The organism is Acetobacterium wieringae, from assembly GCF_026646375.1.
GTDB classification, from domain to species: domain Bacteria; phylum Bacillota; class Clostridia; order Eubacteriales; family Eubacteriaceae; genus Acetobacterium; species Acetobacterium wieringae_A.
Window position 1 is genome coordinate 110,524 of the sequence record NZ_JAIPPU010000012.1, and the last position, 26,549, is coordinate 137,072.

A 26,549-nucleotide genomic window follows, 5' to 3' on the forward strand; every position below is an offset into this window, starting at 1 on the left:
TTACTCGCTTTCATTTATTGATTCTAACCGTGGTTTAATTAAACGGAGGCATTCCAAAACCTGAATTTCCAAACTACTACTTTCACCCATTTTTAGCCATTGGATGCGCTGATCCTTTCGAAACCATGTCATTTGACGTTTGGCATAGTGACGGGAATCACGTTTCAAAATGTTGACCACTTCTGCCAAAGTGGACTCACCTTCCAGATAAGGCTTCAATTCTTTATAGCCAATTGCCTTCAAAGATGTCAGATTCCAATCATAACCCCTTTCAATCAGCATTTTTGCTTCTTCGATCAGACCATCCTCGATCATCTGATCAACCCGACGATTGATCCGATTATACAGGGTCTCCCGATCCCAATCCAAACCAGTCATTATATAATCGTAGGGTACTTCCTGTTTTCTTGATTCCTCATCAAAATGAGATTTCGGCTTACCTGTTAGTTCATAGATTTCCAGCGCACGGATAATCCGGTTTAGATTATTGGGATGAACGATTTCTGCCGTAGCTGGATCCACCAATTTTAATCGCTCATACAATGCATCTTTGCCCAGAACTTCAGCTTCAGCGGTTAGCCGCCATCGAATTGTCTCATCACTCTCTTTTTTTTGAAAATCCCATGGAAGACTCAGACTATTGATATATAATCCAGTCCCCCCTATTATAATAGGAAGTTTTCCTTTTGAAAGAATTTCTTCGATGGCTTCCAGCGCCGCCGCTTTATACTTGGCCACGCTGAACTCTTCGTCTGGTGGTACACAGTCAATCAGGTAATGAGGCACCCCTTGCATCTCTTCTGCGGTAACCTTGGCCGTGCCGATATTCATATGTTTATAGATTTGCATGGAATCGGCTGAAATGACTTCGCCATTGAGTTTTTTTGCGAGAGCTACGCCCAAAGCCGTTTTTCCGCTGGCTGTTGGTCCAACGATCACCACTATTTTAGGTTTTTTCACTTTCATATTATATTACCCGTTTGAATAATTTCATTAATTCATATTCCTTTAATCTCAATATAATGGGGCGACCATGCGGACAAGTGTAGGGATTGTCAAGATTCATCAAATTTTCGAGCAAGTTTTTAATTTCGACCTGGGTTAAGGCTTGCCCGCCCTTAATGGCAGCTTTACAAGCCATGGAAATGATTTTATTCTGTACTTTTTCAGAAAAAGCGTTATTTGCACAAGACCTGTCATTGTACTCAAATAGATTCTCATTAATCATCAATTTTAGCAAATCCGGACTCTGGGGTTCCCCAAGCAATATTGGCACACTTCGAACCAACAGCGTGTCTTCACCAAAAACATCGCAGTCATAACCCAGGCTTTTATATTGCCCCAGGGTCTGTTCAATTCCGAGTAGATCTTTCGGCCGAATTTTGAGCGGTGTTGGAGTCATCAATCCCTGGTTGGGAAGAACCTCCTTTCGATTAAACAAGTGCATCAGTTCCTGGGTTAAGAACGCCTCGTGGGCAGCATGTTGATCCAGGAGATAAATTTCCTTTTCTCCTTCCAGCAGAATATAGACATTAAACAATTGTCCGACAATTTTCATTTTAGTCAGATCTTTAATGTCCGCTCTATTGTTTGTCAAACTGCCCGATGCCTGAATACCCTTTCCCGGATCGAGCCGACTCGACTCGACGGTACTCAAAGCGTTATCAACCTGTCTGTACTGATCCGATGAAAAATACCCTTCACCATTCTCAGACAATGCCATCTTTTCTGCCTTCAAGCTTTCGGTTAATAGTGCTGCGTTTTGCGCTTTCTCCAAATGTGCTGGTAAAACAGATTTATACTCGTCTGTACCAAACGCCATCCGCTTTTCAATCGATGGTAATTCCGTACCCAAGTAATTTGCAGGAGTAATCGCAGCGCTACTGCTTAGCACTGTTTCAATGGTAGTTTGTTCTTCTGGCTGGTCATTTTGTACTTCCAACACACTTGACTCTTTGACGGAGTTAGCAAAAGTATCTGGGACACGGCTACCTGTCGTTTTTTCAGCTGTGCAGTTATTCGTTTTATTAACCTCTTCAACATTAACCGTGTGTGTTGTCCCCAACTCAACAATCAGACTGGTATTTCTGAGCGTTTCTCTAATCCCCTGTTTGAAAAGCAAACAAACCAGGCTTTCATTTAGAATTTTTATTTCCGTTTTAGCCGGATGGATGTTCACATCCAACATCCGACCAGGCAGTTCAATAAAAATAATACCCAGGGGATGCTGATGTTTCATCCTATATCCATCAAATGCTTCGTCTAAGGCTTTAGACAGTCGGTTGTTTTTGATAAATCGTCCGTTAATAAAAAACATTTGATCTTCCCGATGATTTCTCATGGTTTTAAGGTTCCCCACAAATCCTTCCAGCTTCATCGGTTTATTCTCATACTTAAGTGTAATCAGATTGTCAGCCATTTCACCCCCGTAAAGTTTCTTGACCACATCAATTACCTTACCTGTGCCGGAGGTATCGAGAACCATTCGTCCATTACTACTCAGTTGGAAACGTATCCCCGGGTGCAAAATCGCGATTTTTTCTAACTGATCCCGAAGGATTGATTCTTCCTTTTTGTCCTTTTCTAAATGCTTTCGACGGGCTGGGGTATTATAGAACAAATCTTTCACGGTAATGTCAGTTCCCCGATTATAGGCGCAAACCCGCTGATGAATGAGCTTCCCCCCCTCGAACAAAGCCTGACTGCCAATCTCTTCATTCTCAAATCGAGTCGTAATCTGAACCTTAGCCACCGCCGCCACACTGGACAAGGCTTCGCCTCTAAACCCCAGCGATTCAATCTCTTCCAGCTCTTCAATAGTTGATAGCTTGCTGGTGGCATGACGTTTAAAGGCCAATGGAATCTCGTTAAACGCAATCCCACAACCATTGTCCCGAACCGTAATTCGGTTTTTACCGCCTGCTTCGACAATCACCTCAATCTGATCTGCTCCAGCATCAATGGCATTTTCCACCAGTTCCTTTACTACTGATACCGGCCGGATGATAACTTCACCAGCGGCTATTTTATTGATTGTTTCGTTATTCAACATCTTAATTTTCATGGAAAATATTATATCATAAGAAAATACAACCGTCGACTCAACCTGCCAGAAAAAAAAGGAAGCTGCCATTTCACAGCTTCCTTTCTACTCTACTAAACAGCTTTCATTTATTGTATTTTTTCAAATACTGGAATTTATTCCTCAACCATACTCAGTTGCACATTGGAATCACCTTGTGGTCTATTTAATACCAGTTTAGATTCTGGCAATTCAATCCCCAATGCTTCTTTTAGCACTTCTTCAATGGTTGCAACATGAATAATGGTCAGCGCATTGCGCACTTCTTCAGGAATATCACTGACATCTTTTTCATTATCTTTTGGTAATAATACTTTTGTGATGCCGCTTCGTTGAGCAGCAATAACCTTTTCTTTGATGCCGCCCACCGGTAATACCTGACCACTTAAGGTAATTTCCCCCGTCATGGATAGTTTTGAATCAACCGGTTTCCCCAGGATCAATGAAGCAAGTGCAGTTGTTAGCGTGACACCAGCAGATGGTCCATCTTTAGGTGTTGATCCGGAAGGCACATGAATGTGGGTATCATTTTTAAAGTAATCAAAGCCATTGGCCAGATCACCTAAGCGAGATCGGATCAGACTCATCGCAATCGTAGCACTTTCTTTCATAACATCACCCAATTGACCCGTCAACGTCAGCTTGCCACTTCCCGGCATCAGGCTTGCTTCAGTAAAGAGAATTTCTCCACCAACTGCTGTCCATGCCATTCCTGTTACGACGCCAGGTTTGTTATTTTCACCAGCTTTTTCATGTCGTCTGGTTTTATTACCTAACACGTCGCTCAGGTTTTTCGTTGTCACAACAAACGGAAGCTCCACTTTTTTGGAGACAATTTTTTCCGACACAACTCGGGCAATTTTTGCCAACTGCTTGGTTAAACCTCTAACGCCCGCTTCAGCTGTATAGTTTTCAACAATTGCCTCAATGGCAGAGTCTTCAATCTGAAGCATGTCAGTGGTCAATCCATGGTCTTTCAAAACACTTGGTAGCAGGTGATCAATGGCAATCCGTTTCTTTTCACCATTGGTATAACTCGACAACTGAATTATTTCAGCGCGATCCAACAGTGGTGCTGGAATGGTGCTCAAATCATTGGCTGTTGCGATGAAAAACACCTCCGATAAATCGTAGGGGATTTCCAAATAATGATCGGAGAAGGTGCAATTTTGTTCAGGATCTAACACTTCCAGCAATGCTGAACCAGGATCACCCTGATGTGACATACCCATTTTGTCTATTTCATCCAGGATAAATACTGGATTCTTAGCTTCAGCATTTGCAATACCTTTAATGATACGTCCTGGCATTGCCCCTAGGTATGTTTTACGATGGCCGCGAATCTCAGCTTCATCCCGAACTCCACCCAGACTGGCTCGCACGTATTTGCGATCCAACGCTTCAGCAATGCTCCTTCCCAAGCTGGTTTTTCCGGTTCCCGGAGGTCCCACCAGTAGCAGGATTGAACCTTGTTTATCTTTTTTTAGTTTCATTACAGCCAGATGTTCAATGATTCGTTTTTTTACATCATCGATACCAAAATGATGAGACTCCAATACCGCTCTGGCGTGTTCAATGTCAATTTCTTTTTTCTCACTGGTCCATGGCAGTTCTAAAAGCAAATCCAGATAGTTCATAATCACATTGCTTTCACCCCCATTAGGTGGCGAGTTTTCAAATTTTCTGACTTCTTTTAAGGCGATCTTTTTAACATCAGGGGGCATATCTGAATCCAACACTTTTTTACGATAATCGGCTTCTTCTTCCAACTCTTCATCGAGTTCCCCAAGTTCGGCTTTTATATTTTTCAGCTGTTCCCGAAGCATCGCTTCTCGATAGGTTTTATCCTTTCGCTGGGAATACTTTTTGCTGATTTCCAGTTGTAAGTGAACCGAATCTTTCTCTCGGATAATATAGTCAATAAAACTCAAGGCACGTTCTTTTAATGAATCAATCTCTAAAAGAATCTGTTTGCTTTTTAATGGAATGCCCATCATCGGAATGGTATAACCCATAATTTCTTCTAGAGTAGGCAAGCCTTCCAGGATACTAACAAAATACTCAGCGCCTTTAAAATTATGGCTTAAGTCTTTCATCAATCCTTTAATGTAAACAATCATTTCCTGCTCTTCATCAGCATTAATGTCTAAAATATCCTCTTGAACAGTATACGAAGCCGTAATCTGTTTTTCTTCGAAGGTAAAATCCAGAACTTTTACACGGTTGATGGTAGTAATATCAATAATAAAACCATTATCGGATTTTTGAATATTGTCAAATTTCATTAACACGCCAATCCGATAAAATGAATCAGCAGTCAATTGAACCAATCCTTTATAATCCTTAGTTGACAAGCCAATGGCCAAAGTATTGTTTTTAATGATCAGTTCTTTGATATTATTACCAATATCTTCGTTGACAAAAATACGATTTGAAATCCCCGGATAAATTACAGTTTCTGTAATCGGGATTAATGGTGCGCTTTTAATTTCTAGTGTACTCATTTTTTTTCCTCCTCATCCTCTAAAGATTTGTTTTATTAAAGGATTTTGTTTAGTAAGGTGATCAATTGATCCAGCTCATCATCGTTGAGACTGTTTTTAATACGTTCAATCACTTGAATCTGGGTTCTCTCCTCGGATCTGGCAATCAATTTACCCTTTTGTGTTAGATAAATATAATACACCCTACCATCCTCTGGTGAACGTTCCCGATACACACAGCCCATGGAAATAAATTTACTAATCAATTCAGTAATCGTCGGCTTCGAATTCTGTGTTTCCTGAGCCAATTGACTAAAGGTGACACGATAATTCTTGTCGATGATCTTCAGATAATATTTCTGTTTTGAGGTAACATCTTCCGCCTGACACTGACAGGTTTCGTGCTCGTGCAATGCTGCATCCAGTTTTAGCAGTTTATGATATGCCTCATATAATTCGTTTTTCTTACAAGTCATATTATCACCCAACTTTTTTATTAGTTAGCACTTACCTAACTATATGTCAATAGTATAGCGCTTCATACGATCATTGTCAATCATACAGTCTGATTATTCGGAATCATTAAGCTTTACTTAATTTAAATCTATCTTAACACATACTCCGCTTTCTCAGAGGTTTACTCTCAATGCCATTTTTGATACAAGTATATGCAATATGATTCGTAGCCTATCTTAACTACGTATTGACAAAGATCCATCCACAGGCTATGATCATATAATATAATAAATTTATTTGGACCTTAAGGAGACGATTATGGAAAAAACCCCTTTGGCTACCGTCAATGGTAAAACAATTTACTCTGCGGATCTTGATGCCTTAATAAGACAATTACCCCAAGAACAAGCAAATCAGTTTACTTCGAAAGAAGGTCGACGTCAATTGCTAGAAGAACTCATTGCTCAAGAGCTTTTTTATTTAGAAGGCAAGGCGGCGAAGGTCGACGAAAGTGAAGAGTTTCAAAAAATGCTCATTGATGCTGAAGAAAAGCTGCTTAAAACCCATATGATTGCGAAATTCATGATGGATATCACTGTGCCTGATGAAGAAGTTCAGAAATTTTATGATGAAAACCCGAACCAGTTCATTGCTCCTGACAGCATTCGAGCCAGCCATATATTATTGCCGAATGAAGAACAAGCTGTGACAGTAATTGAAGAAATAAAAAATGGAAAATCCTTTGCTTCTGCTGCAAAAGAGTACTCGATTTGCCCTTCCAATGAAAAAGGTGGGGATCTTAGCTATTTTTCTAAAGGTCAAATGGTTCCTGAGTTTGAATCCGCCGCCTTTGCCCTTGAAATTGATGAGATGACCGAATTACCGGTGCAAACACAATTTGGCTTCCATATTATTAAACTGACCGATCGCAAGATCGCTCAAACAATCCCCTTTGATGCCGTCAAAGAAAACGCTCGTAATTACTTACTGCGCGAAAAGCAGAACAAGGCCTTTATCGGCAAAGTCGAAGACCTTAAGCAAAAATATCCTGTCAAAATGGAAATAAATACCCTATAATTTAAAGACCGAAGCGTTCTTCGCTTCGGTCTTTTTTGTAACTCTTGCCATTCCTTTTTTTATTCTTCATCTTGATTTTTACAACACCCTTTGCCAATAAATCGGTGGCCGATGATGAACCCTGCAATTGTAAAAGCGATTGTAAGTGCAACTAAAGCACATGGTACAATTTTGTCCTTATGAACCGCTACACAGCATTGACTCTCTTCATTAGTTTTACAACACATTTTAGTTCCTCCAACTTTCTTTATTCTATTGTCTGATTCTTACCCAATTTTTTATGCTTTAACCATCTGGCTTGAATAATCCCTGCAACAGAATCTGTCGCAAAATATTAAATTAGCAGCTTTTTATTGTATATTCTATAATAAAAAACCAGCCGGTATTAATCCGGCTGGATCCATTTAAACCGAAATATCCAACAACTGGCCGATATTCGGATCTGGTGCAGGACCAGCTACAGAGGCTGCCGGAGTCGCTGTTTCGATCATTGCCATCATATCTGTCATTTGCTCTGTTCCAGTTTCCATTGCCATTTTCATCACCGACATACTCGCCTGTTGACTGACCTGAATTTGACTCAAACCCATCGATAGTGCCGCAATATCCATATTCATACCACCCTTCTTTTTTTGTGAATCAATGAAGACTTCATGAAACAAGTTCATTCAAATCAGCTATTGCCAAAATAAACATTTTAAACTCATGTATGTTATCGTACTGCGATACCTTTACTTAAGAATAATAATACCATAAAATAAATAACTATGTCTTAATCTTATGATTGACTTTAAGACGACCTGATGAAGACTACCTGCTGCTTTATTATAACACAAATAGCGATAATACAAAAATTGTTATCATCGCTGTTATTCCCATAATCAGAGTCAATAGCGTCTGGGTTCGATAGCCATCCTGGGGTGTCATTGCCCCAAAGTTTGTCACAACCCAAAAATAGCTGTCGTTTGCATGAGACACCGTCATGCCACCGGCCCCGATCGCCAGTACTGCCAGAACTGCTGCCAATGGGGTGGTTAAACCTAAAGCCGTCATCATTGAGCCAGCGTCTGAATAGCTTCCCATAATTCCTGCCGTCGTAGTCATCGCAACAGTTGAAGATCCCTGGGCCGTTTTTAGAATAGCCGCAATCAAAAATGGAAAAAAGATTCCTGTCTGAGATATGAAAACGGCATTTGACTGTATAAACTCAACAAAGCCAGCTGCAACAATGACCTTACCTAAAACCCCGCCAGCAGCTGTTACAAATAGGATGGGGCCAACAATCTTCAAGGTTTCATTGGTCAGTTCATAAAACTCAGCCGTCTTTTTTGTTGAAACCAAGAGCCCCAGCGCACATAGTAACCCTCCCGTTAGTGCAATCATGAGAGTCCCACAAAAAGCAAAAAATTGACACAATATTCCTCCAACTGAGAACAAACTGGTAATTGAACCAAGTGCCATCAGTACCACAGGCACCAGAATAGGCGCAACTGAAACCAGACCACCTGGAATTTCCCCATATTCAGAAAGCAGCTCCACCACATTTTTTTGATCATCATGATCCTCACGTTCATCTTCTGATTTGATTTTTTTACCAATGTATTTTGAGAATATCAGCGCTGATATTAATGTAGGAAGTGACACCAGTGTTCCGATACCAATAACTAACAACAAGTCATTGCCAACCCCAAGCGTTCCTGCTGCTGCAATAGGTCCTGGTGTGGGTGGTATAAATACGTGAGCGGTATAAAGCCCTGCTGCTAAAGCGACTGTCATGGCTACTGAAGAGGTTCTGGTTTTTGCTCGCATTGCTTTACGAATCGGATCTAAAATAACAAACCCACTGTCACAAAAAACCGGCACTGCAACCATCCATCCCATAATTATTAACGCCAATTCAGGATTATTTTGCCCCACTATCTTAACTACTACATCTGCCAGTTTAATTGCCGCACCAGTTTTTTCCAGGATTAATCCAATTAAAGTACCCAGAATAATCACAATTCCAATACTTGTAAATACTCCTGAAAATCCGGATCCTAAAATCCCGGGAATCTCCGAAAGCGGCAATCCGACAACAACAGCAAGGATCAATGAAACACCCATAATTGCTAAAAAGGGGTGGACACCCCATCTTGAAATGGCAATAATCATCACACCAATTGCAATTGAAAATGTACTCATCAAAACCAAACCCGTCATAAAAATACCCCTCTATTTGTTTTAAGCACTCGTTTTGAATTCAGCTAGACTCTAACATTCGTACCATATTTTTCTAAACTCTGGGTAAACTTGCAATGCTCTCACAAATCATTCATACCATTGAGCATTTCATTTGCCATCAAAATGTGTTATGATTAGAATTACTATGATCCACTAGTAAATAACTTAAGGAGAATAATCCGATGCAAAAAAGACTATTTGTTTTATGTGTTCTATTCCTTTTTATTGCAACACTATCTGGCTGTATTCCGACCTCTGAAAAAGAGTCCAATGTCTTGGATCTGGAATCTACAGATCGTTATGAGCTTCTTATTGGTCTTAACGATGTGAAGACCGGTAAACAAATCATGGATACCCAGGAAGCCATTGAAATAATTAAAATGAAACTTTTAAACCATGTGAGCGGCGTAACAATAACTGTTTCTAATGGCTATTATTATATTGGCGCATTAATTGTAGATGAAACCACACTAAATTGTGTAATCTATGGTGCTAATGACGAATCCATTGCCGCCCTTGTTGATGAAATCAACAGTGATCTGAATGTCTCTGTACTGGTATCCAAAACTCCCAGCAAATACCGTTTAATCACACCATAGCAGGTAATTCACGTCGGGTTACTGAAGATTAGCAGAGCCTCTACTAATACGTAAATCCGATTCAACGTTCATTTTTTGTTTTAACAATGTCAATAACTTTCCAGATATTGTCAATCATGAATGTAGGGTTACACTTTTCAAGGGCAAGGGGTGTATTATACCCCCAGTTAACTGCGACTACATCGACCCCAACCTTATGACAGGCTTCAATATCTCGGACTTCATCACCGATATATAACATCTCATCAGGTTTAATATCATGCTTTCGCAGTACCTTCTTGATTTTTTTTGATTTCGACATCAGTGCCGAGCACATGATAAATTCAATCTCATGGCTGATGTCGTAAGTTACCAAAAAATCTGAAACAGTCTTCTTTATATTCGATGTGAGAATTCCAATGTGTTTGGTTTCCTGTCTCAACGCCGTAAAAAACGCATGAATATCTGGGGCAAAAGCATGAATTTCGTTTGATTCCTTACGCATCATTTTTTGCCCATCTCGTAGTGCCCGGGGAAATTGATAAAATGGGATGTCGACAATTTCCTTAATCTCTTTCACATGAAGATTCTTAATATGCTGAAGCTCTTCCATGGTAACAGTGCTGTATTTATATTTTGTTGCCAGTTCGTTGTATATATTAAAAGCTTTCTCTTCGGTATCCGCAAGGGTACCATCAAAATCGAAAACCACACATTTATAGGCCATAGATGACTCCTCAATTTAATTGTTTTTTTGTTCGTATCCAATCACTTTGCTCTTTAGTTTTTTTTCTAATGAATCATGAAAAAAATAGTAATCCAAACCCAATCGCTGGGCCTCATGCATCGCTGCACTACCAAAGCGGATTAAGTCATCCTTGGTATCCGCATGGTCAGGAAATTTTGAAATTCCAATATGGCTTTTTAATGTAAATGTGTTTTCCTCAATAACAAAAGGGACAGCAAACAATTTCGATATCAATTGACAAATCTCCATAACTATTTTAATACCCGTGTCACACGGGTAAAACAAAACAAATTGATCTGTATAACGACGAACGAAAAGCCCATATTTTCCAACACATCCATATAGCCGCTCGCTTAACGACTGCATCAAATGATCTTCAACAGCCTGCCCAAAGGCATCACCGATCAAATGTATTCCGTTAACATGAATAAAAATCAAAGCCAGGTTCTTATCGGGGTTTTTCCCATTCTTGTCAAAGTAATTGTCCAAAACCTGTTCCAACTTATAACGATTGGGTAATTTAGTGACTGGATCCTGCACAAACGCCGCTTCTAAGGCTTTTCGTTTTTCGATGGTTTCCGACACATCGATGCCAAGCAAAATATTAGTGTTTTTTCCATCTCTTCTGGAAAAAGTCGCATGATCCCATTGAATGTAATGGATATTTCCTTTGTAATCTCTAAAGGGTAAGGGTCGTCGAAAATCTAAATTTTCGTTAACAAACTTTCGATGTGCACGATTAAGATTTCCAAAAACATCTCGCAGATTTTTATTTTCGATCTCATCATCCGTAATTCCACTTAACTGTCGAACCACGTGGTTAATGCTTCTAACCTCAAAACTACTATTAAATTCAATGAATAAAAGCCTGCTGTTATTCAGCACCTTATCTGTGAAAATCAGTTGTGCGTTCAGTTCTTCACGTAAATCGACCTGTTTTGTGACATCCTGAAGAATCCCAATGGTTCGAAGATGTTCATTTTCTTTAGTAAAATAATGTCGAATTCGTAAATAGATGTCTCGGATTTCACCCCGATTGTTTTTTATCCGATAATGAGTATCCACCTTTTCCTGGGCCTGAAATGCTCTTAAGAAGGCTTTCCAAACCCGGTTCTGATCATCCTCATAAGCCATCCAGTAAATGATGTCAAGATTCGGTTCTACCTCCCCTTCTTCATAGCCAAGTATACTATAAAGCTCTTTCGACCAGTAGATTTTTTTTGTTTGATAATTCATCTCCCAATAGCCCAGATGGGCAAGGTGCTGAATTTCTAACAGTTCCTCTTTCTGCTGGCTGATATACTCATCCTTTTCATAGGTATTTTTTAAATCTGTGCCGGTTACCACAATATATGTTTTTTCACGACCTATTTTGCTGTTTATCTTCAACGGTTTAAACACCAGATGAATTGGAATGACCTCTCCACTTTTATGATAAAACTTGATGTCCCTTTCATATACACCCTTTTCAGCAATGGCTTGTTTTAATTGATCTATTTCATCTTCAAATACATAGTCCATCGGAATGCGTTGGATGCTTTTTCCAATAATTTTATCGGCTGGTTTTCCCTGATATTTCAAAAATGTTTCGTTTGCTTTATGTATGATTCCCTTTTTATCAACCACAACAATACTGTCCGTCACTTGGTTGAATACTCCCTGAAACATCTTTTCAGCCTGTTCCCACTCTTCCCGCCGATTATTGATCTTAACGAGATGATAGACTATTGCCCCCGCCAAACCCAAAATAACAATGGCTCCCGAAATTACCATCGTTATTATATTCTCTCCTAAAAAAATATTTATCTCATTTAGCATAATGAACACCTTGCTTTCTGATGTTACATGTTATTAGCTATCACCAAGTTATTTATTCAAAGATGATACTTAGGATATTTGCCTTCAATTCACAGATATATTATAATACATACTGTCAACAAAATCCATTACTGTCCATTTTTATTTTAAAAACTGGCATTTCTATTTTGGAACTACATCCATTTTTATCGCCGACATTCAGATAATAATGAGCATATTTCGAATCAATCATAACACCAATGATCTAAATAACCTTGAATGTTACAATCATTCGGCAAAATGAAAATCGATAAATCACTGAAAAAGCTTTGACAAATTGAGAATTCATGCTACAATAGAATTATCACTTTACTAGACTACAGCAATAAAGCAAATATGAACAAGGAGGTTCACATGCTTTTTAATTATACCATCGACGGATTCGAGAACATTCAACATCAGGATTATTTTGCATTGCAGCAAATTAACCATAAGCTCATGTCGCTTTACCGATCCTTTGGATATCATCAGATTTCCACCCCAACCTTTGAAACCTACGACTTATACGTAAACGAAGATTCCATACCAAGCGACGATCTCTTCAAGCTGGTGAATCATCAAGGTAAGGTTCTTGTGCTGAAGCCCGATGCTACGTTGCCCGTCACCCGAATGGCCGCCATGAACCATCCCAATTCCCAAGATGTCATCAAATTCTCTTATGAGACCAACATCTATCGGAATTTTTCATCAGCGGAGATCATCAAAAAAGAAATCTCCCAAATTGGGATCGAATATTTTGGCAACAACAGCCCCGAATGCGACGGCGAAGTGATTGCCCTAGCTATCCGTTCTTTGCTTCAAAATGGCATTCAAGATGTGCATATTGATCTGGGCCATGTCGGATTCATCAATTTTCTTTTTGATGACCTGGCCTTTTCAGATAAAGAAAAAGCAACCCTATTCAAATACATCGAAAACAAGAACATTGGCGATATTGCTGACTTTCTCGAAAAACTGGCTTTACCGGATGATAAAAAAGCGATCATTCTTAAACTGCCACTGCTCTATGGTGAACCTAAAGCCGTTTTAAAACAGATGGAAGCCCTGTGTATCAATAATAAAATGCATCAGGTCGTAGAAAAGATTTCTGAAATCTACGCCCATCTGGAAATCATTGGTCTGGCTGATTATGTTAGTTTCGATCTTGGTTTCACCAATCAGATGAACTATTACAGTGATATTAACTTTAAAGGTTATATCAACAGCTGCGGCGAGCCAGTAATCAGCGGCGGACGTTACAACCACTTATCAGAAAAATTCGGCATTCCCCGTCCTGCCTGTGGTTTTGCCATCGATCTGCTCAAAGTGATTGATTACATGGAACAACACCAGCTACTGCCCCGGGATAACCAGAGGATTCATGTGGTTTTTTATGAAGTTTCACAAAAAGTTGAAGCCTATAAAATAGCCGAGCAATTGCGAGCTCAAGGAGAAATTGCCGAAGTTTTCCTGCTGAATGAAACGAAAGAATCAAAAGTATCATCTTTCCAGGCAAATGCCCTTTATAAAAATGCGGCACTGTACTTCCTGACTGATGACAAACTATTATCCGAACATAATGGAGAATTCTCTGAAATTAAAACGATCAATTCAGAAAGTGAGGTGGTCTAAGTGGTCATTCGATTCGCCCTGGCCAAGGGCCGTGTCGCCAAAAAAGCGATTGAACTGTTAATTGATCTTGGTTATGTTTTTTCAGACTACTCGGAAAAAAGTCGCAAGCTGATCTTTACTGACACTACCGGTACAATTGAGTTTTTTCTGGTAAAATCACCAGACGTTCCTACGTATGTGGAAAAAGGTGCCGCCGATATAGGGATTGTCGGCAAGGATGTGCTACTGGAACACCCCGCCCAGGTTTATGAGATGCTAAACTTAAACATCGGTAAATGCAAAATGTGTGTAGCTGGCTTTGAAAACCACCCCATTCCATACGGAAAAAAAATGGTGGTCGGTACCAAATACCCAGTCATTGCCAAAGATTACTTCCACACCAGAAACCAACTGGTTGACATCATTAAAATTAACGGATCAGTAGAGTTGGCTCCGCTGATTGGTCTGGCCGATTGCATCGTCGATATTGTCGAAAGCGGCAGCACTTTGAAGGAAAACGGATTATCAGTACTGGCAGAAATCTGCGAGATTAGCTCCCGACTGATTGTCAATCAGGTCAGCCTAAAAACCAAACGGGAAATGATTGACCCGATTATCAAGGCATTTGAAAATCAGTTGTAGTTATATGTGATGATCGACGAGAGCTGCTTATTTAATTAAATAGAGAGGACTAAAATGAAAACTATCACTTATCGTCAAGGCATGGATCTTGATGCCATATTAAAGCGCAATGAAGATGAACGGGAAGATATTCGCAACGCCGTTCTGGAAATTATCAAGGGCGTTAAAAAAGATGGAAACGCCGCCCTTTTGTATTATACTCAAGCACTTGATCACTGTGTCCTCACCCACCTGCAGGTGACTGAAGCAGAGATTGATGAAGCTTTTTCTGCGGTTCCTGCTGAGCTTCTTGATATCATTCGGGAAGCAGCCCAAAACATTCGTGATTTTCACGAAAAACAGTTGGAAACAACCTGGACCTATACGCCCAAACCTGGGGTTATTCTGGGTCAACACATCACCCCGATTGAACGGGTGGGCCTCTATGTACCCGGTGGTAAAGCTACCTACCCCTCGACCGTGCTGATGGATGCCATTCCGGCGCTGGTTGCCGGGGTAAAATCCTTGGTGATGGTGACTCCGCCAGGACGGGACGGAAAAATAAACCCCACGATCCTGGCCGCCGCAAAAATCGCCGGCGTCCACGAAATTTATAAAGTTGGCGGTGCTCAGGCGGTTGCCGCCCTAGCCTATGGCACGGAAACCATTAAACCGGTCAATAAAATTGTTGGACCTGGTAATATTTATGTAGCCACCGCTAAAAAAGAAGTTTTTGGCAAGGTTGATATCGATATGATTGCCGGCCCCAGCGAGGTTCTGATCATTGCCGATGAAAATGCCAACCCGGTTTATGCTGCTGCCGATTTACTATCGCAGGCCGAACACGACGAATTGGCGATGCCAATTCTGGTAACGACCTCCGAAGTGCTAGGGACACAAGTCATCGATGAAGTCTACCGACAGATTAGCGAAGACCTCAACCGCAAAGAAATCGCAAAAAAATCAGTAGATGATTATGGGTTTATCTTTATTGTTAAGGATCTCGACGAAGCCTTTGAGCTGTCCAACCAAATTGCTCCCGAGCACCTGGAACTCCTGATTGAACACCCGATGGATTCGCTGGAAAAAGTAAAAAATGCCGGTGCCATCTTTATGGGTGCCTACACTCCAGAACCTCTGGGCGACTATTTTGCCGGCCCTAACCACACTTTACCGACCTCCGGTACAGCCAAATTCTCTTCTCCTCTGGGAGTCTATGACTATCTGAAAAAATCCAGCATTCTTTCCTATGACCAGGCCGCACTGAAAGATGTCTATCCAAAGATTGCCGCCTTTGCCCGTTCCGAAGGATTGGATGCCCATGCCAAAGCAGTTGAAAGGCGGTTTGAAGACTAATGGAATCACTAATAAGAAAAAACATCCAGCAATTAATTGCTTACAAGGTGGACGCCCCACAGTTTGAGATCGTCGTCAACGCCAATGAAAGCCCCTATGACTTTCCCATGCAGCTCAAACGAAAGTTTTGCGATGACATCTGTAACACTGATTTAAACCGTTATCCGGAGGCCTGTTTTCCGGAACTGATTGAAGCCATTACTGACTACACCGGAATTCCGGGGGACGGCATTATCTGTGGATCCGGCTCTGATGAGCTGATTGCGATGATTAACCAGGCCTTTGTTGATCCCGGTGATGTGGTGGTCTCCCACTCGCCTTCTTTTGCCATGTACGATATCTGGGCCACCATTGCCAATGCCAGTCATTTAATGATTCCCGATCTACCGGGGCACATTCCCGATGTCGATGGTATGATTGCCGCTGCCTGCGAGAATCAGGCCAAACTACTCTATATCTGTAACCCCAACAACCCCACCGGCTACATTTTTAGTCGGACAGACATTGTCAGAATATTGGATTCCGTCCCGTCGCTGGTGATCCTGGACGAAGCTTATATCGAGTTCTTTGGCGAATCGGGTGTTGATCTGCTGGATAAGTATCCCCGCTTGCTGGTGCTGCGAACCTTGTCCAAAGCTTTCGGTCTGGCTGGCATCCGCTGTGGCTATGCGCTGGGCAACAAAGCAATTATCGATATTCTTTACAAAGTTAAGGGGCCCTACAACCTCAACGTTCTGACTCAGAAATTAGCCGTTATCGCCTTGAAAAACCGGGATGCTATCCTGCGAAATCTGGAAACTTTAAAGAATGAGCGACATAAAGCGATACGTGTGCTGGAAACCTTTCCCGGTCTGACCCTTTATCCATCTGGTGCCAATTTTGTTTATTTTGAAACCGACCGGGCTGAAGCCATCTATGAAGCGCTCCTGAAACGAAATATCCTGATCAAACGCTTTGTTGAAACGGATGCGACTCCCGGCAGTATTCGTTTTTCCATGGGCAAACCCCAGGAAAACCAAAAGATTCTGGATATTATCAAGGAGGTCGTGTACAATGAAGCGTAAAAGTACATTAACCCGATCCACCACGGAAACCGAAATTTCGCTTTCACTCAATATTGATGGATCTGGCATCGCCAAGATCAATACCGGAGTCGGTTTTTTTGATCACATGCTGACCCTCTTCACCAAGCATGGCAAATTTGATCTGACCATCGACGCCCACGGTGACGAGGCTGACAACCACCATGCTATTGAAGACATTGGCATTCTGCTGGGAAAAGCCTTTTATGATGCGTTGGGTGATAAAGCTGGCATCAATCGCTATGCTTTCGAGTTCACCCCTATGGATGAGGCTTTGTGCCGTACCTGTGTGGACATCAGCGGCCGCAGCACCCTTGTTTTCGATGTCCCCCTGACCCGGGAATTCATTGGTGACTTTGAAACCGAAATGCTGGAAGAGTTCTTTATCGCCTTCACCAGTAACAGCAAAATAACCCTCCATGTGGCTTCCCTCTATGGCAAGAACAACCACCATATCGTGGAAGGAATTTTTAAATCGCTGGGTCGGACACTAAACGCCGCCTGTGCAATTGCAGCCGGTAATACCGAGATTCCATCCACTAAAGGAATAATAGAATAACAGGAGGACAACCATTGATCGCAATTGTCGACTATGATGTCGGAAATTTAAAAAATGTCGCTACTGCCCTGGGTGATGTCGGTCTTTCCGGCACCATCACCCGGGATAAAAAGGTTCTGGATGCAGCTGACGCCATCATTCTGCCAGGAGTTGGAGCTTTCTCTGACGCCATGGATAACCTGAGAAAATTTGACCTCATTGATGCTCTGAATGCCAATGTCAAAAAAGGCAAGATTTTGATGGGTATCTGTTTAGGTATGCAACTGCTTTTTGATAAAAGTTATGAGGACGGTGAATTTTCCGGCCTGTCTTACATCCCCGGCGAAATTGTCAAATTCGACGCACCCGGGATAAAAATTCCCCATATGGGTTGGAACAATCTGGTGATCAACCGGGATAGCCCCTTAGTCAAGAATATCGGCACCGAAGACTATGTCTATTTTGTCCATTCCTACTATGCCAAACCGGACAACTTTGACGATGTTGTAGCTTATGCAGAGTACAGTGTCAAGGTACCGGCGATTGTTAAGAAGGATAACGTCATTGGAATGCAGTTTCATCCGGAAAAAAGCTCCAATGTGGGTTTTAAACTACTAACGAACTTTAAGGAGATGATATCATGATTGTGTTTCCAGCCATCGATTTAAAAAACGGCAAATGCGTCCGCCTGATGCAAGGGCAGAAGGATGCTGAAACCATATACTTTGACAACCCGGTGGATGTCGCCCTGAATTGGCAATCCAAGGGTGCCCAGTATCTACACCTGGTCGATCTGGATGGGGCCTTTGACGGCCAACCGAAAAATCTGGAGCTGGTCAAAGATATTGTCGGCGCTCTGGATATACCCGTGGAATTGGGTGGTGGCATTAGAACGCCGGAAATTGCCAAAGACTACATTGACAGCGGCGTCGCCCGGATCATCATTGGTACTCAGGCGGTAAAAGACTTCGATTTTATAGTCAAACTCTTGGATCTTTATGATGAAAAAGTCTGCGTCTCCATTGATGCCAAAAACGGTTTAGTCTGTACCGAAGGCTGGGTTGAGAGCAGCAACATTGAAGCCCTGGAGCTGGCCAGCAACCTGGAAAAACTGGGCCTGTCGACGCTGGTATATACCGACATATCAAAAGACGGGATGATGACCGGACCCAATTTTGAGATGCTCAAAGTGCTCAATGATAATTTAAAAATTGATATTATCGCTTCGGGCGGTATCTCTCAATCGGCAGATCTGATCCGTCTTCAGGAAATGGGACTTTACGGCGCCATTACCGGAAAGGCCCTGTATGAAGGGGCCATCGATCTGGAAAAACTATTGAAAGAGGAGCTGAAATCATGCTGACCAAACGGATCATCCCCTGTCTGGACGTGGATCACGGTCGGGTGGTGAAAGGTAGAAAATTTCAAAATATTCAGGATGTTGCCGACCCGGTGGAGCTGGGCCGCTACTACTCAGACCAGGGCGCCGACGAGCTGGTTTTCTATGATATCACCGCCAGCTATGAAGATCGGGACATATTTATTCATATTGTAGAAAAAGTAGCTGAAGCGATCCGCATCCCTTTTACCATTGGCGGCGGTATCAGCAAGGTCGAAGATTTCCGAAAAGTATTGATGGCCGGCGCTGATAAGGTCTCCGTTAATTCATCAGCCGTTAAAAACCCCCAGTTGATCCGCGAAGCGGCCCTTCGTTTTGGCGCCCAATGTGTGGTCTTGTCCATCGATGCCAAGCGCAACAATAAAGGTTCCTGGGATGTCTATGTTAAAGGTGGCCGGGAAAACACCGGCATTGATGCCATTGAATGGGCCAAACAGGGTCAGGACCTGGGAGCCGGCGAGATTTGTATCAACTCCATCGATACCGATGGAGTAAAAAAAGGCTATGATCTTGAGCTCAACCAGAAACTCTCCAGTCTTCTAACCATTCCGATTATTGCCTCTGGCGGGGCCGGGAAAATGGAAGACTTTGCCGAAGTATTAAAAGTGGGTGCTGATGCGGCACTGGCGGCATCCGTTTTTCACTACAAAGAAATTCCCATTGTTGATTTGAAGAATTTTCTGCACAATCAACAGATACCTGTCAGACGGGTATAGAAAGGTAAAACATGGATTTAGAGAACATAAAATATAATGAATCAGGATTAGTCCCTGCCATCGTTCAGGATTATGAAACCCGTCAAGTACTAATGATGGCCTGGATGAACGAAGACGCTTTAAAATTGACCCTTGATACTAAAAAAGCCACCTTTTACAGTCGCAGTCGTCAGGCCTTGTGGGTAAAAGGCGAAACATCCGGCAATACACAAACCGTTGTAAAAGTCGATTATGACTGCGACGGCGATACGTTGCTTCTTCAAGTCATTCCAGCTGGCCCTGCCTGCCATACCGGCAATACCTCCTGTTTCTATCGCAGTCTAGCGGTGAATCCAGAAACAAACCTGGGCAACATGGAAGTACTGACGATGCTTTATAACCTCATTGCTGACCGAAAAGCAAACCCCGTAGAAGGTTCCTACACGAATTATCTGTTTGAAAAAGGCGTTGATAAAATCTGCAAAAAAATTGGTGAAGAATCAGCTGAAACAATTATTGCCGCAAAAAACAACGATCCAGACGAACTAATCTATGAAGCTTCGGATCTCATCTATCACTTGCTGGTGTTGCTCAATAACCAGAATGTCGACCTGGAATCATTGTTTCATGAACTGACTAAACGACATAAATAAATCTTCCAAAAGCCGATTAATTAAAGTTAATCGGCTTTTTCCGGAATGTATCCAAATAAAAAAGGGACGTTTGTCACGCCCCCCGTTCCAGTTAACAACAATCACCGCCACAAAAACTACGATTTGCCATTTTGGCTTTCATCAGCATCATAACCAATTCGTCTTGGGTCATTCCTGACCAGGTTGCTAAATCAAGGTTAGATGGATACGAACCTCGACGTTTTATTTCACCATCTACTACTGTAATTGGCAGGGCATCCGAGCCATTTTTTTCAATAATCTGACTGATTTCCCTATTCCTGGCGAATACATCGGGATTTTCAATCAAACCGTATCGCAACACTTTTTTTCCTTCACTCGTTAACGCCCGAAGCATCGTTTTAATCCTTAAGACTTCCCGATCCGCTCCCGATCCACAACCATTTCCACTATTGCATATTACTGAATCATATATCTCAATTGTCTTCATTTTTATCAGCTTAGTTCATCTTTATTTGTCCTGAAATCAATCGGATTTCGCATGAACTACCTTTCCATATTAGTATGATTCTAAAATAATCGAATAGCCGGATTCTGTCAAGTTATATTGCAAACCGCTTAAGCTGTTTTACAGTCAGTTTGAAATTTTTTTTTTAAATATGTCAATGATAACCATATTTTTATTGCATTGTAGTTATTAATCGTGTATAATATAGATACTCCGAAGTTTAAGATTTCTAAGGTTCTCACTATGAACTTAAACCCGTAGGGTATGACCGGAAACGGTTATGTCTCCCATTGTGGAAAAGGGGCTTGACAGAATACATTTCTTGTCATTTTGCATTGTTTAAGTGCAGAAAAAAAAGGCCATTCCAGCAGGAGTGGCCTTTTTTTTCCCTGAACGTCCCTGAATTTTATTTATTTGTAACCGAAATACGTAAATCAGGACACTTTCTTTTAGAAGCCAAAGCCGGACTAACCAACCGGTTTTGGTTTATTTTTTGAAAAAACAATTTATATAAAAGCCAAACCCGGTTATTAAACTTCAGGGCTTGGCTTTTAACATCAACCTCCTGCAACGGGAGGAAAAATTGCCATATATCCATCTTCTTTAATCGGAACGGCAAGCATGGCATCAACCTTCCCGTCAACGCCATCGACAATAAGAGCTGCAATTTCAGGTGCGGTGATACCCAAACTATCGATGACATCCTGTCCTGTCATGCCCGGAGTATAGTCCATTTCAACAATTTTCCCCCGGCCTTCCCGAAAATTTGCAAATAATTTTATTTTGATTGACATAGTTCCTCCTAAACGAAAGGGACGATCAAAGATCGTCCCTTAAATTTATTCTATAATAAACCTAATTTTTCAAGACGTTCTTCCGTAGGAATACCATCTTCATCCCAGCCCCGTTCTTTGTAGTACAGTGGCAGTAATTCATCCAGTTTATGAACCCAACCTTTTGTTGGTCCATCTGGCATTGCTTCTTCCAATAAACGTGGTGGCAAAGTATCTTCTTCTGGTGAAATACCCGCTTCTAAATTAAAGAGTTTTTCCAGATTCCAGATGCGTTCGCCAGCTAACAGAACGTCTTCGGCAGTCCATTCGGTTCCCAGAACTTCATTGAGCATATCGGCGTATTGTTGAGCACCCAGAGCAAATGAGGTAAACAGACATAAACCAGTGGAATCGATAACTGCGGTCAGATCCTGGAATACTTTTGCCCACACTTCTTTGCCAGCTAAATCAAAACGATCCAGTTTTTCGGGTAAACCAAGGATTTCTGGAGAAATCAGGTAACCACGAACATGACATCCGCCGCGGTTTGAGGTTGCATATTGAAGACCCATTCCCTGGATTCCACGGGGATCATAAGCTGGTAAGTCTTGTTTCTTAACCGACATTGAGTATTCAGGAACGCCAAAGAAATCAGCCAGTCGGTAGGAACCCCGAGCCAGCAAGTCGCCAAATCCTTCTCTGTTCCCCATTTTTTTCAGCCAGTGTACAACTGAATCAGCGTTACCAAATTTTAGGATTACATCATCATTGAGCATCTCGTCAGTAATAAATCCGCGTTGATACAATTCCATAGCAGCAGCTAAAGTTGCTCCTGCCGAAATGGTATCTAACCCCAGTTCATTACACCAGTAGTTCGCATCGATAACCACTTCCATATCATCAATACCCAAGTCACCAGCAAATACCCAGAGAGTTTCATATTCTGGACCACCGATACCATCAGCACTTTTATCGCTTTTGACCCAGCGACCACAGCCAATTGGACAATGATGACAAGGATTTCGTTTGATCAGATATTTTTCAGTCATGGTTTCACCACTGACAGCTTCAGCGTCCGGATCGATACCTTCCTGGAAGTTTTTAGTCGGGTAAACTCCATGTTCATTGATAATATTTACCAAGACAGCAGTTCCGTAGGTTGGTAAACCACCACCAGTAACGCCATTCTCTTTTAACATCGCACGGCATTCTTTGGTAACTGCTTTTAATCCTTCTACATTGGCGATTTCCGGTTTTAAATTTCCTTTAACAGTAATAGCTTTTAAGTTTTTTGACCCCATTACTGCCCCAACGCCAGAACGACCTGCAGCTCGATCTTTTTCGTTCATGATCGCCGCCATTTGAGATAGTTTTTCACCAGCCGGACCAATCGTTAATACCTTTGAACCTGGTTGTTTTTCGGCCAGCAAATCACTGGCTTCTGTGGTGTATTTACCCCACAGATCCAAGGCCGGTAAAATCTCCACTTTGTCTTCATCAATATTAATGTAGACTGGGAGACTGGCTTTCCCTTCAACAATAATGGCATCATAGCCAGCATATTTTAGGTAGGCCCCCCATTCTCCACCAGAGTTTGAAGAAGCTATGCACCCTGTTAACGGAGACTTTGTAACGACCATGTACCGACCACCGGTAGGAGTCGCTGTCCCTGACAACGGACCATTAATAAAGACGATCTTATTTTCTGCCGCAAAAGGATCAACCTGTGGATCAACCTCATCCATATACAGCTTTGTTCCTAAACCACGACCACCAATATATTTTTTTGCCAACTCAAAATCCAGATCTTCAGTTGTCACTTCATTGGTCGTCAAATTGACACGTAAAATTTTCCCCATGTAACCAAACATTTCGTACGCCTCCTAAATTTTATTTATTTGTAACCACTATCATTATACCCAAATTTTACCTTTTATTCAATCGATTAAAGGAAAGTAAATGGCAAGCACAAAAATTTATAGCTTTTTTAGGATTCTTTGCGCAATTTTTGATCAGTTTTTGAGTGCAAATTTTATCAGCCCACTAAGCCGATCGTTTTAAGAATGTTATAACCCAGTCTCCGTTCCTGCCCTTCATAAGGATAAGCATGCATGACAATCATCGGATTAAAATTGAGTTCGATAATTCCATAGTTTGAATCGGGATTGCGATAGTCTTCCAGGATAATATCAATTCCACAAAATTTCGCATCGAAAGCCTTGGCGGCCTTTAAGGCAATTTCTGAAAAATAAGGATGCATTTTTTCAGTGAAGTCAATACTATCGCCACCAGTGCTGATATTGGAATTTCCCCGAAGAAATACCATTTCACCTTTTGAGGGTATCGACTGATTAGACAGACCCTGTTTTTTTAGAAACATCCGCGACTGATCATCCAGCTCAATTTTTTTAAGTGGGCTGGTATGACCATCCCCCCGGTAAGGATGTTTATTCTTTTCATCAATAAGTTCCTGGATAGTGGAAGACCCATCGCCAACGACGTTAGCCGGACGACGATGGAGTACCGCTACGACTTCATCTCCCATGGTCAGGAAGCGGTATTCCAGGCCAGGAATGTACGCTTCAACTAAAATTGTAGTGTCGTGTTCAAAAGCAATCCGAGCTCCTTCTAAGAGTTCCTCCAGGGTACCACCCTGATCAAAAATGCAGATTCCCAATCCAAAATTAGTGGATTTGGGCTTGATCACAACTTTTTTCCCGATGTACTTTGCCAGTTTTTGTTTTGCTTCCTGAAAAGAAAAGTATTCTTCCCCATCTGGAACCGGCAAATCATTCTCAAGCAGAATTTTTTTTGTGACAACCTTGTTTTCCATCAGCAGTGGGGTAACATAATTATCAGCACTTGTTTTTGTTGCCTGCTTAACATATTCCCTGCGACCATCTTTTTCCAGACGAACAATATTGTCAGCCGCATCCATTGGGGTTACTTTTATTCCCCGAGTCAGCGCCTCTTTGATTAAAATCTGTGTCGACATTTCCCAATTTTCAAATCCCTTCAGACGATAGTGATCTGCATCAGACTGTTTTTTATACGCTTTGGCCATTTCCAGATTGGCATCCAGACAGCCCTTTTGCTGCATTAATAGTTTCAGTCGATGGGCATAAGTCGTTTCCGGTTGCCTTACCCGGTTCTGCATTTCTTTGATACACCGATCCTGTTTTAAATCAAGATATTCATTAACTTCAGCCACCTTTTCCAGAATATCCTCTGCCCAAGCAGATTTGAGCGTCCAATGTCGATGATCCAGCAATTCCAAATCTGGTTCAAGCCCATGTTCAGCCACCGTCACTTCATTAATAAGTGCTTCCTGCTGCCAGGTATCAAAAAACTCTTCGCCTTCCAAAAATAGAAAAAGCATAAAAATATTCATGAATTCCAGATCTATTTTTGAGATACCGCATTTATCAAAAACATTGAGATCAATAGTTCGAATTTCTAGATATTGAATACCGTCTTTTTCTAAAGAGTCTAATATATTTCGATAATCCTTTGGTTTTAAGCGGATCTGGGCATACAATTCTTTCGCTTCAGAAATGTCTCCCCGTTCAATAAACTCATTGATACTCCGGATATAATCCTTAATTGAACTGTAGTCCGGATAGAGATCTATTTCATTTTTATAACCGCTGCAGCTTCCATTACGGGCAGAGGTTCCGCCGGGGCTGACATAGGTTTCATTACCACAGTCGCCCATACATTGCAGGCATTCCTCAATGTATGAGTTATGGAGCCCGGGTGTACAGCCCATTAGATAAATGATCAGCCAGCGATAACGTAAAAAATTACGTAAGACCTTTAAATAAATTCGATCTTTAAATTCCTTGTAGCTCTCCTGCGTATCGCATTCCTGCCAGCAGGTTGTTAAAAACGCCTCGCTGAAAGAAAAGTTATAGTGGATACCGGAGATCAGTTGTCGCTTGCCCCCATATTTGGCCATTAGTTTTTCCCGATACTCCCGGGCTTTCTTCCCTTCTTCTCCCTGATAATAAGCAATCGGGATCTGGTTGTCATCCGGAATACTACACGGCATAGAGTATGGCCAAAACAGCTCATCGTTCTCGCCAATTTCGCCGATAACAATATCCGTAAGTGCTTCCAGAAAATCATAGGTTTCGTCTACTGAATAAAAAACCGGTGTAACCAGTTCAATTTGACTTTCCGAGAAATCGGTAGTGATATACGGATTTTTAAGTTTATCGCCAAAAATCGGCGGATGTGGCGTCAATGCAAGCCTTCCCTGTTGTGTCACCCGGAGTCCTTCTCGTTCGACTCCAAACCCTGCAGATAAAATACTTTCTGGTGTCATTTTATTTTTTAATATTTCAATCATACTCATAGCCTTTCCGTTGTTGTACAGCTAAACCGGAGTGATCTGTACAAATTTTTTTTATTATACCATAAAAAAGATTAATTCTAACTAACTATTTCCCTTTGATTGCTAGGGAATAATCACTATTCTTGCAAAATCCCAATCATTTTATCCTGATTTTACTACTTATTTGCTTTAAGTATTGACAAACAAAATAAGTGATGTTAGACTCTGCTTATTGAGTTAGTAATTACTAACTCAATTTTATAATAATTTTGTTAGTTATTGCTAACCAATCAGGAGGAAAACCATGTTACTATCAATGGCGACACCCGGAGAAAAAAATTACATCAAAAAAATCACCGGTAAAGATAACACGCATCAGTTTCTGGCGAGCCTTGGTTTTGTCGAAGGCGCTGATGTCACAATCATATCAGAGCTTTCAGGCAATATTATTTTAAACATTAAAGATACCCGGGTTGCCATCGATAAGAGCATGGCCAACCGCATTATCATTTAAG

The 26,549-nt window shown here is 41.5% G+C and carries 24 protein-coding genes and 1 riboswitch; of the genes, 12 read left to right on the plus strand and 12 right to left on the minus strand.

Annotated elements, in window-relative coordinates:
• The 4 genes from miaA to Q7P33_RS12090 all read right to left on the minus strand — a co-directional run bounded on the left by miaA (position 1) and on the right by Q7P33_RS12090 (position 6,041).
• Positions 1 to 966: a tRNA (adenosine(37)-N6)-dimethylallyltransferase MiaA gene (gene miaA, locus Q7P33_RS12075; RefSeq protein ID WP_303870646.1), complete on the minus strand. Its 966-nt coding sequence runs from the start codon at positions 964 to 966 to the stop codon at positions 1 to 3.
• A 1-nt stretch (position 967) separates the two neighbouring features.
• Positions 968 to 3,052, minus strand: a complete 2,085-nt coding sequence (mutL, locus tag Q7P33_RS12080) for a DNA mismatch repair endonuclease MutL (protein WP_303870647.1) — start codon at positions 3,050 to 3,052, stop codon at positions 968 to 970.
• 146 nt (positions 3,053 to 3,198) lie between these two features.
• Positions 3,199 to 5,586 carry an endopeptidase La gene (gene lon, locus Q7P33_RS12085; RefSeq protein WP_303870648.1) on the minus strand — a complete coding sequence of 796 codons (2,388 nt, stop codon included), beginning with the start codon at positions 5,584 to 5,586 and terminating at the stop codon, positions 3,199 to 3,201.
• A gap of 35 nt (positions 5,587 to 5,621) precedes the next feature.
• Complete coding sequence (locus Q7P33_RS12090; RefSeq protein WP_303870650.1) at positions 5,622 to 6,041, minus strand: MarR family winged helix-turn-helix transcriptional regulator; 420 nt, start codon at positions 6,039 to 6,041, stop codon at positions 5,622 to 5,624.
• A gap of 298 nt (positions 6,042 to 6,339) precedes the next feature.
• Here Q7P33_RS12090 and Q7P33_RS12095 point away from each other — a divergent pair, with 298 nt between their 5' ends.
• On the plus strand, positions 6,340 to 7,098 hold the full coding sequence (locus Q7P33_RS12095) for a peptidylprolyl isomerase (RefSeq protein ID WP_303870651.1): 759 nt from the start codon (positions 6,340 to 6,342) through the stop codon (positions 7,096 to 7,098).
• A 404-nt stretch (positions 7,099 to 7,502) separates the two neighbouring features.
• On the opposite strand, the gene Q7P33_RS12100 is transcribed toward Q7P33_RS12095, so the two are convergent.
• On the minus strand, positions 7,503 to 7,715 hold the full coding sequence (locus tag Q7P33_RS12100; protein WP_303870652.1) for a YjfB family protein: 213 nt from the start codon (positions 7,713 to 7,715) through the stop codon (positions 7,503 to 7,505).
• A gap of 208 nt (positions 7,716 to 7,923) precedes the next feature.
• Positions 7,924 to 9,282, minus strand: coding sequence for a GntP family permease (locus Q7P33_RS12105; RefSeq protein ID WP_369693301.1), 1,359 nt, complete (start codon positions 9,280 to 9,282; stop codon positions 7,924 to 7,926).
• 221 nt (positions 9,283 to 9,503) lie between these two features.
• Between Q7P33_RS12105 and Q7P33_RS12110 the strand changes: the two genes are divergently transcribed.
• Positions 9,504 to 9,920: a hypothetical protein gene (locus Q7P33_RS12110; RefSeq protein ID WP_303870655.1), complete on the plus strand. Its 417-nt coding sequence runs from the start codon at positions 9,504 to 9,506 to the stop codon at positions 9,918 to 9,920.
• 61 nt (positions 9,921 to 9,981) lie between these two features.
• On the opposite strand, the gene Q7P33_RS12115 is transcribed toward Q7P33_RS12110, so the two are convergent.
• Together Q7P33_RS12115 and Q7P33_RS12120 are read right to left on the minus strand one after the other, a co-directional pair.
• Positions 9,982 to 10,626, minus strand: coding sequence for an HAD hydrolase-like protein (locus Q7P33_RS12115; RefSeq protein WP_303870657.1), 645 nt, complete (start codon positions 10,624 to 10,626; stop codon positions 9,982 to 9,984).
• Between the two features lie 15 nt (positions 10,627 to 10,641).
• On the minus strand, positions 10,642 to 12,465 hold the full coding sequence (locus Q7P33_RS12120; protein WP_303870658.1) for a bifunctional diguanylate cyclase/phosphodiesterase: 1,824 nt from the start codon (positions 12,463 to 12,465) through the stop codon (positions 10,642 to 10,644).
• Between the two features lie 393 nt (positions 12,466 to 12,858).
• On the opposite strand from Q7P33_RS12120, the gene Q7P33_RS12125 reads away from it, so the two are divergent.
• The 9 genes from Q7P33_RS12125 to hisIE are packed head-to-tail and all read left to right on the plus strand — an operon-like array spanning position 12,859 to position 20,438.
• Positions 12,859 to 14,115, plus strand: a complete 1,257-nt coding sequence (locus Q7P33_RS12125) for an ATP phosphoribosyltransferase regulatory subunit (RefSeq protein WP_303870660.1) — start codon at positions 12,859 to 12,861, stop codon at positions 14,113 to 14,115.
• The gene (hisG, locus tag Q7P33_RS12130; RefSeq protein ID WP_369693302.1) at positions 14,116 to 14,736 is read left to right on the plus strand and encodes an ATP phosphoribosyltransferase; all 621 of its coding nucleotides are present in this window, start codon (positions 14,116 to 14,118) and stop codon (positions 14,734 to 14,736) included.
• Between the two features lie 54 nt (positions 14,737 to 14,790).
• Positions 14,791 to 16,071 (plus strand): histidinol dehydrogenase, encoded by a 1,281-nt coding sequence (hisD, locus tag Q7P33_RS12135; RefSeq protein WP_303870661.1) that lies wholly within the window; start codon positions 14,791 to 14,793, stop codon positions 16,069 to 16,071.
• The gene (gene hisC / locus Q7P33_RS12140) at positions 16,071 to 17,135 is read left to right on the plus strand and encodes a histidinol-phosphate transaminase (protein ID WP_303870662.1); all 1,065 of its coding nucleotides are present in this window, start codon (positions 16,071 to 16,073) and stop codon (positions 17,133 to 17,135) included. Before hisD ends, hisC begins: the two co-directional genes overlap by 1 nt.
• Positions 17,125 to 17,712: an imidazoleglycerol-phosphate dehydratase HisB gene (hisB, locus tag Q7P33_RS12145; RefSeq protein ID WP_303870663.1), complete on the plus strand. Its 588-nt coding sequence runs from the start codon at positions 17,125 to 17,127 to the stop codon at positions 17,710 to 17,712. The genes hisC and hisB overlap by 11 nt, the downstream gene beginning before the upstream one ends.
• Before the next feature lie 14 nt (positions 17,713 to 17,726).
• Positions 17,727 to 18,335: an imidazole glycerol phosphate synthase subunit HisH gene (gene hisH / locus Q7P33_RS12150; protein WP_303870665.1), complete on the plus strand. Its 609-nt coding sequence runs from the start codon at positions 17,727 to 17,729 to the stop codon at positions 18,333 to 18,335.
• Positions 18,332 to 19,054 carry a 1-(5-phosphoribosyl)-5-[(5-phosphoribosylamino)methylideneamino]imidazole-4-carboxamide isomerase gene (gene hisA, locus Q7P33_RS12155; RefSeq protein ID WP_303870667.1) on the plus strand — a complete coding sequence of 241 codons (723 nt, stop codon included), beginning with the start codon at positions 18,332 to 18,334 and terminating at the stop codon, positions 19,052 to 19,054. Before hisH ends, hisA begins: the two co-directional genes overlap by 4 nt.
• On the plus strand, positions 19,048 to 19,806 hold the full coding sequence (gene hisF / locus Q7P33_RS12160) for an imidazole glycerol phosphate synthase subunit HisF (protein WP_303870668.1): 759 nt from the start codon (positions 19,048 to 19,050) through the stop codon (positions 19,804 to 19,806). Before hisA ends, hisF begins: the two co-directional genes overlap by 7 nt.
• Before the next feature lie 11 nt (positions 19,807 to 19,817).
• Positions 19,818 to 20,438 (plus strand): bifunctional phosphoribosyl-AMP cyclohydrolase/phosphoribosyl-ATP diphosphatase HisIE, encoded by a 621-nt coding sequence (hisIE, locus tag Q7P33_RS12165; protein WP_303870670.1) that lies wholly within the window; start codon positions 19,818 to 19,820, stop codon positions 20,436 to 20,438.
• A gap of 91 nt (positions 20,439 to 20,529) precedes the next feature.
• Here the strand turns inward: hisIE and Q7P33_RS12170 are convergent, their stop codons facing one another.
• From Q7P33_RS12170 to gshAB, 4 genes are all read right to left on the minus strand, one after another.
• Positions 20,530 to 20,907 carry an arsenic metallochaperone ArsD family protein gene (locus Q7P33_RS12170; RefSeq protein ID WP_303870672.1) on the minus strand — a complete coding sequence of 126 codons (378 nt, stop codon included), beginning with the start codon at positions 20,905 to 20,907 and terminating at the stop codon, positions 20,530 to 20,532.
• 218 nt (positions 20,908 to 21,125) lie between these two features.
• Positions 21,126 to 21,244: riboswitch (molybdenum cofactor riboswitch) on the plus strand.
• A 238-nt stretch (positions 21,245 to 21,482) separates the two neighbouring features.
• Entirely contained in the window at positions 21,483 to 21,719 is a 237-nt protein-coding gene (locus Q7P33_RS12175) for a MoaD/ThiS family protein (RefSeq protein ID WP_070371147.1), read from the minus strand.
• Positions 21,720 to 21,769: 50 nt separating this feature from the next.
• On the minus strand, positions 21,770 to 23,569 hold the full coding sequence (locus Q7P33_RS12180) for an aldehyde ferredoxin oxidoreductase family protein (RefSeq protein WP_303870675.1): 1,800 nt from the start codon (positions 23,567 to 23,569) through the stop codon (positions 21,770 to 21,772).
• A gap of 164 nt (positions 23,570 to 23,733) precedes the next feature.
• Complete coding sequence (gene gshAB / locus Q7P33_RS12185) at positions 23,734 to 26,055, minus strand: bifunctional glutamate--cysteine ligase GshA/glutathione synthetase GshB (RefSeq protein ID WP_303870676.1); 2,322 nt, start codon at positions 26,053 to 26,055, stop codon at positions 23,734 to 23,736.
• Positions 26,056 to 26,338: 283 nt separating this feature from the next.
• On the opposite strand from gshAB, the gene Q7P33_RS12190 reads away from it, so the two are divergent.
• Positions 26,339 to 26,548 (plus strand): FeoA family protein, encoded by a 210-nt coding sequence (locus tag Q7P33_RS12190; RefSeq protein WP_303870677.1) that lies wholly within the window; start codon positions 26,339 to 26,341, stop codon positions 26,546 to 26,548.
• The last annotated feature ends 1 nt before the right edge of the window (position 26,549 follow it).

Coding starts and splice junctions, on each gene's coding strand:
- miaA (WP_303870646.1), bottom strand. CDS start 966: ATGAAAGTGAAAAAACCTAAAATAGTGGTGATCGTTGGACCAACAGCC.
- mutL (WP_303870647.1), bottom strand. CDS start 3,052: ATGTTGAATAACGAAACAATCAATAAAATAGCCGCTGGTGAAGTTATC.
- lon (WP_303870648.1), bottom strand. CDS start 5,586: ATGAGTACACTAGAAATTAAAAGCGCACCATTAATCCCGATTACAGAA.
- Q7P33_RS12090 (WP_303870650.1), bottom strand. CDS start 6,041: ATGACTTGTAAGAAAAACGAATTATATGAGGCATATCATAAACTGCTA.
- Q7P33_RS12095 (WP_303870651.1), top strand. CDS start 6,340: ATGGAAAAAACCCCTTTGGCTACCGTCAATGGTAAAACAATTTACTCT.
- Q7P33_RS12100 (WP_303870652.1), bottom strand. CDS start 7,715: ATGAATATGGATATTGCGGCACTATCGATGGGTTTGAGTCAAATTCAG.
- Q7P33_RS12105 (WP_369693301.1), bottom strand. CDS start 9,282: ATGAGTACATTTTCAATTGCAATTGGTGTGATGATTATTGCCATTTCA.
- Q7P33_RS12110 (WP_303870655.1), top strand. CDS start 9,504: ATGCAAAAAAGACTATTTGTTTTATGTGTTCTATTCCTTTTTATTGCA.
- Q7P33_RS12115 (WP_303870657.1), bottom strand. CDS start 10,626: ATGGCCTATAAATGTGTGGTTTTCGATTTTGATGGTACCCTTGCGGAT.
- Q7P33_RS12120 (WP_303870658.1), bottom strand. CDS start 12,465: ATGCTAAATGAGATAAATATTTTTTTAGGAGAGAATATAATAACGATG.
- Q7P33_RS12125 (WP_303870660.1), top strand. CDS start 12,859: ATGCTTTTTAATTATACCATCGACGGATTCGAGAACATTCAACATCAG.
- hisD (WP_303870661.1), top strand. CDS start 14,791: ATGAAAACTATCACTTATCGTCAAGGCATGGATCTTGATGCCATATTA.
- hisC (WP_303870662.1), top strand. CDS start 16,071: ATGGAATCACTAATAAGAAAAAACATCCAGCAATTAATTGCTTACAAG.
- hisB (WP_303870663.1), top strand. CDS start 17,125: ATGAAGCGTAAAAGTACATTAACCCGATCCACCACGGAAACCGAAATT.
- hisA (WP_303870667.1), top strand. CDS start 18,332: ATGATTGTGTTTCCAGCCATCGATTTAAAAAACGGCAAATGCGTCCGC.
- hisF (WP_303870668.1), top strand. CDS start 19,048: ATGCTGACCAAACGGATCATCCCCTGTCTGGACGTGGATCACGGTCGG.
- hisIE (WP_303870670.1), top strand. CDS start 19,818: ATGGATTTAGAGAACATAAAATATAATGAATCAGGATTAGTCCCTGCC.
- Q7P33_RS12170 (WP_303870672.1), bottom strand. CDS start 20,907: ATGAAGACAATTGAGATATATGATTCAGTAATATGCAATAGTGGAAAT.
- Q7P33_RS12175 (WP_070371147.1), bottom strand. CDS start 21,719: ATGTCAATCAAAATAAAATTATTTGCAAATTTTCGGGAAGGCCGGGGG.
- Q7P33_RS12180 (WP_303870675.1), bottom strand. CDS start 23,569: ATGTTTGGTTACATGGGGAAAATTTTACGTGTCAATTTGACGACCAAT.
- gshAB (WP_303870676.1), bottom strand. CDS start 26,055: ATGAGTATGATTGAAATATTAAAAAATAAAATGACACCAGAAAGTATT.
- Q7P33_RS12190 (WP_303870677.1), top strand. CDS start 26,339: ATGTTACTATCAATGGCGACACCCGGAGAAAAAAATTACATCAAAAAA.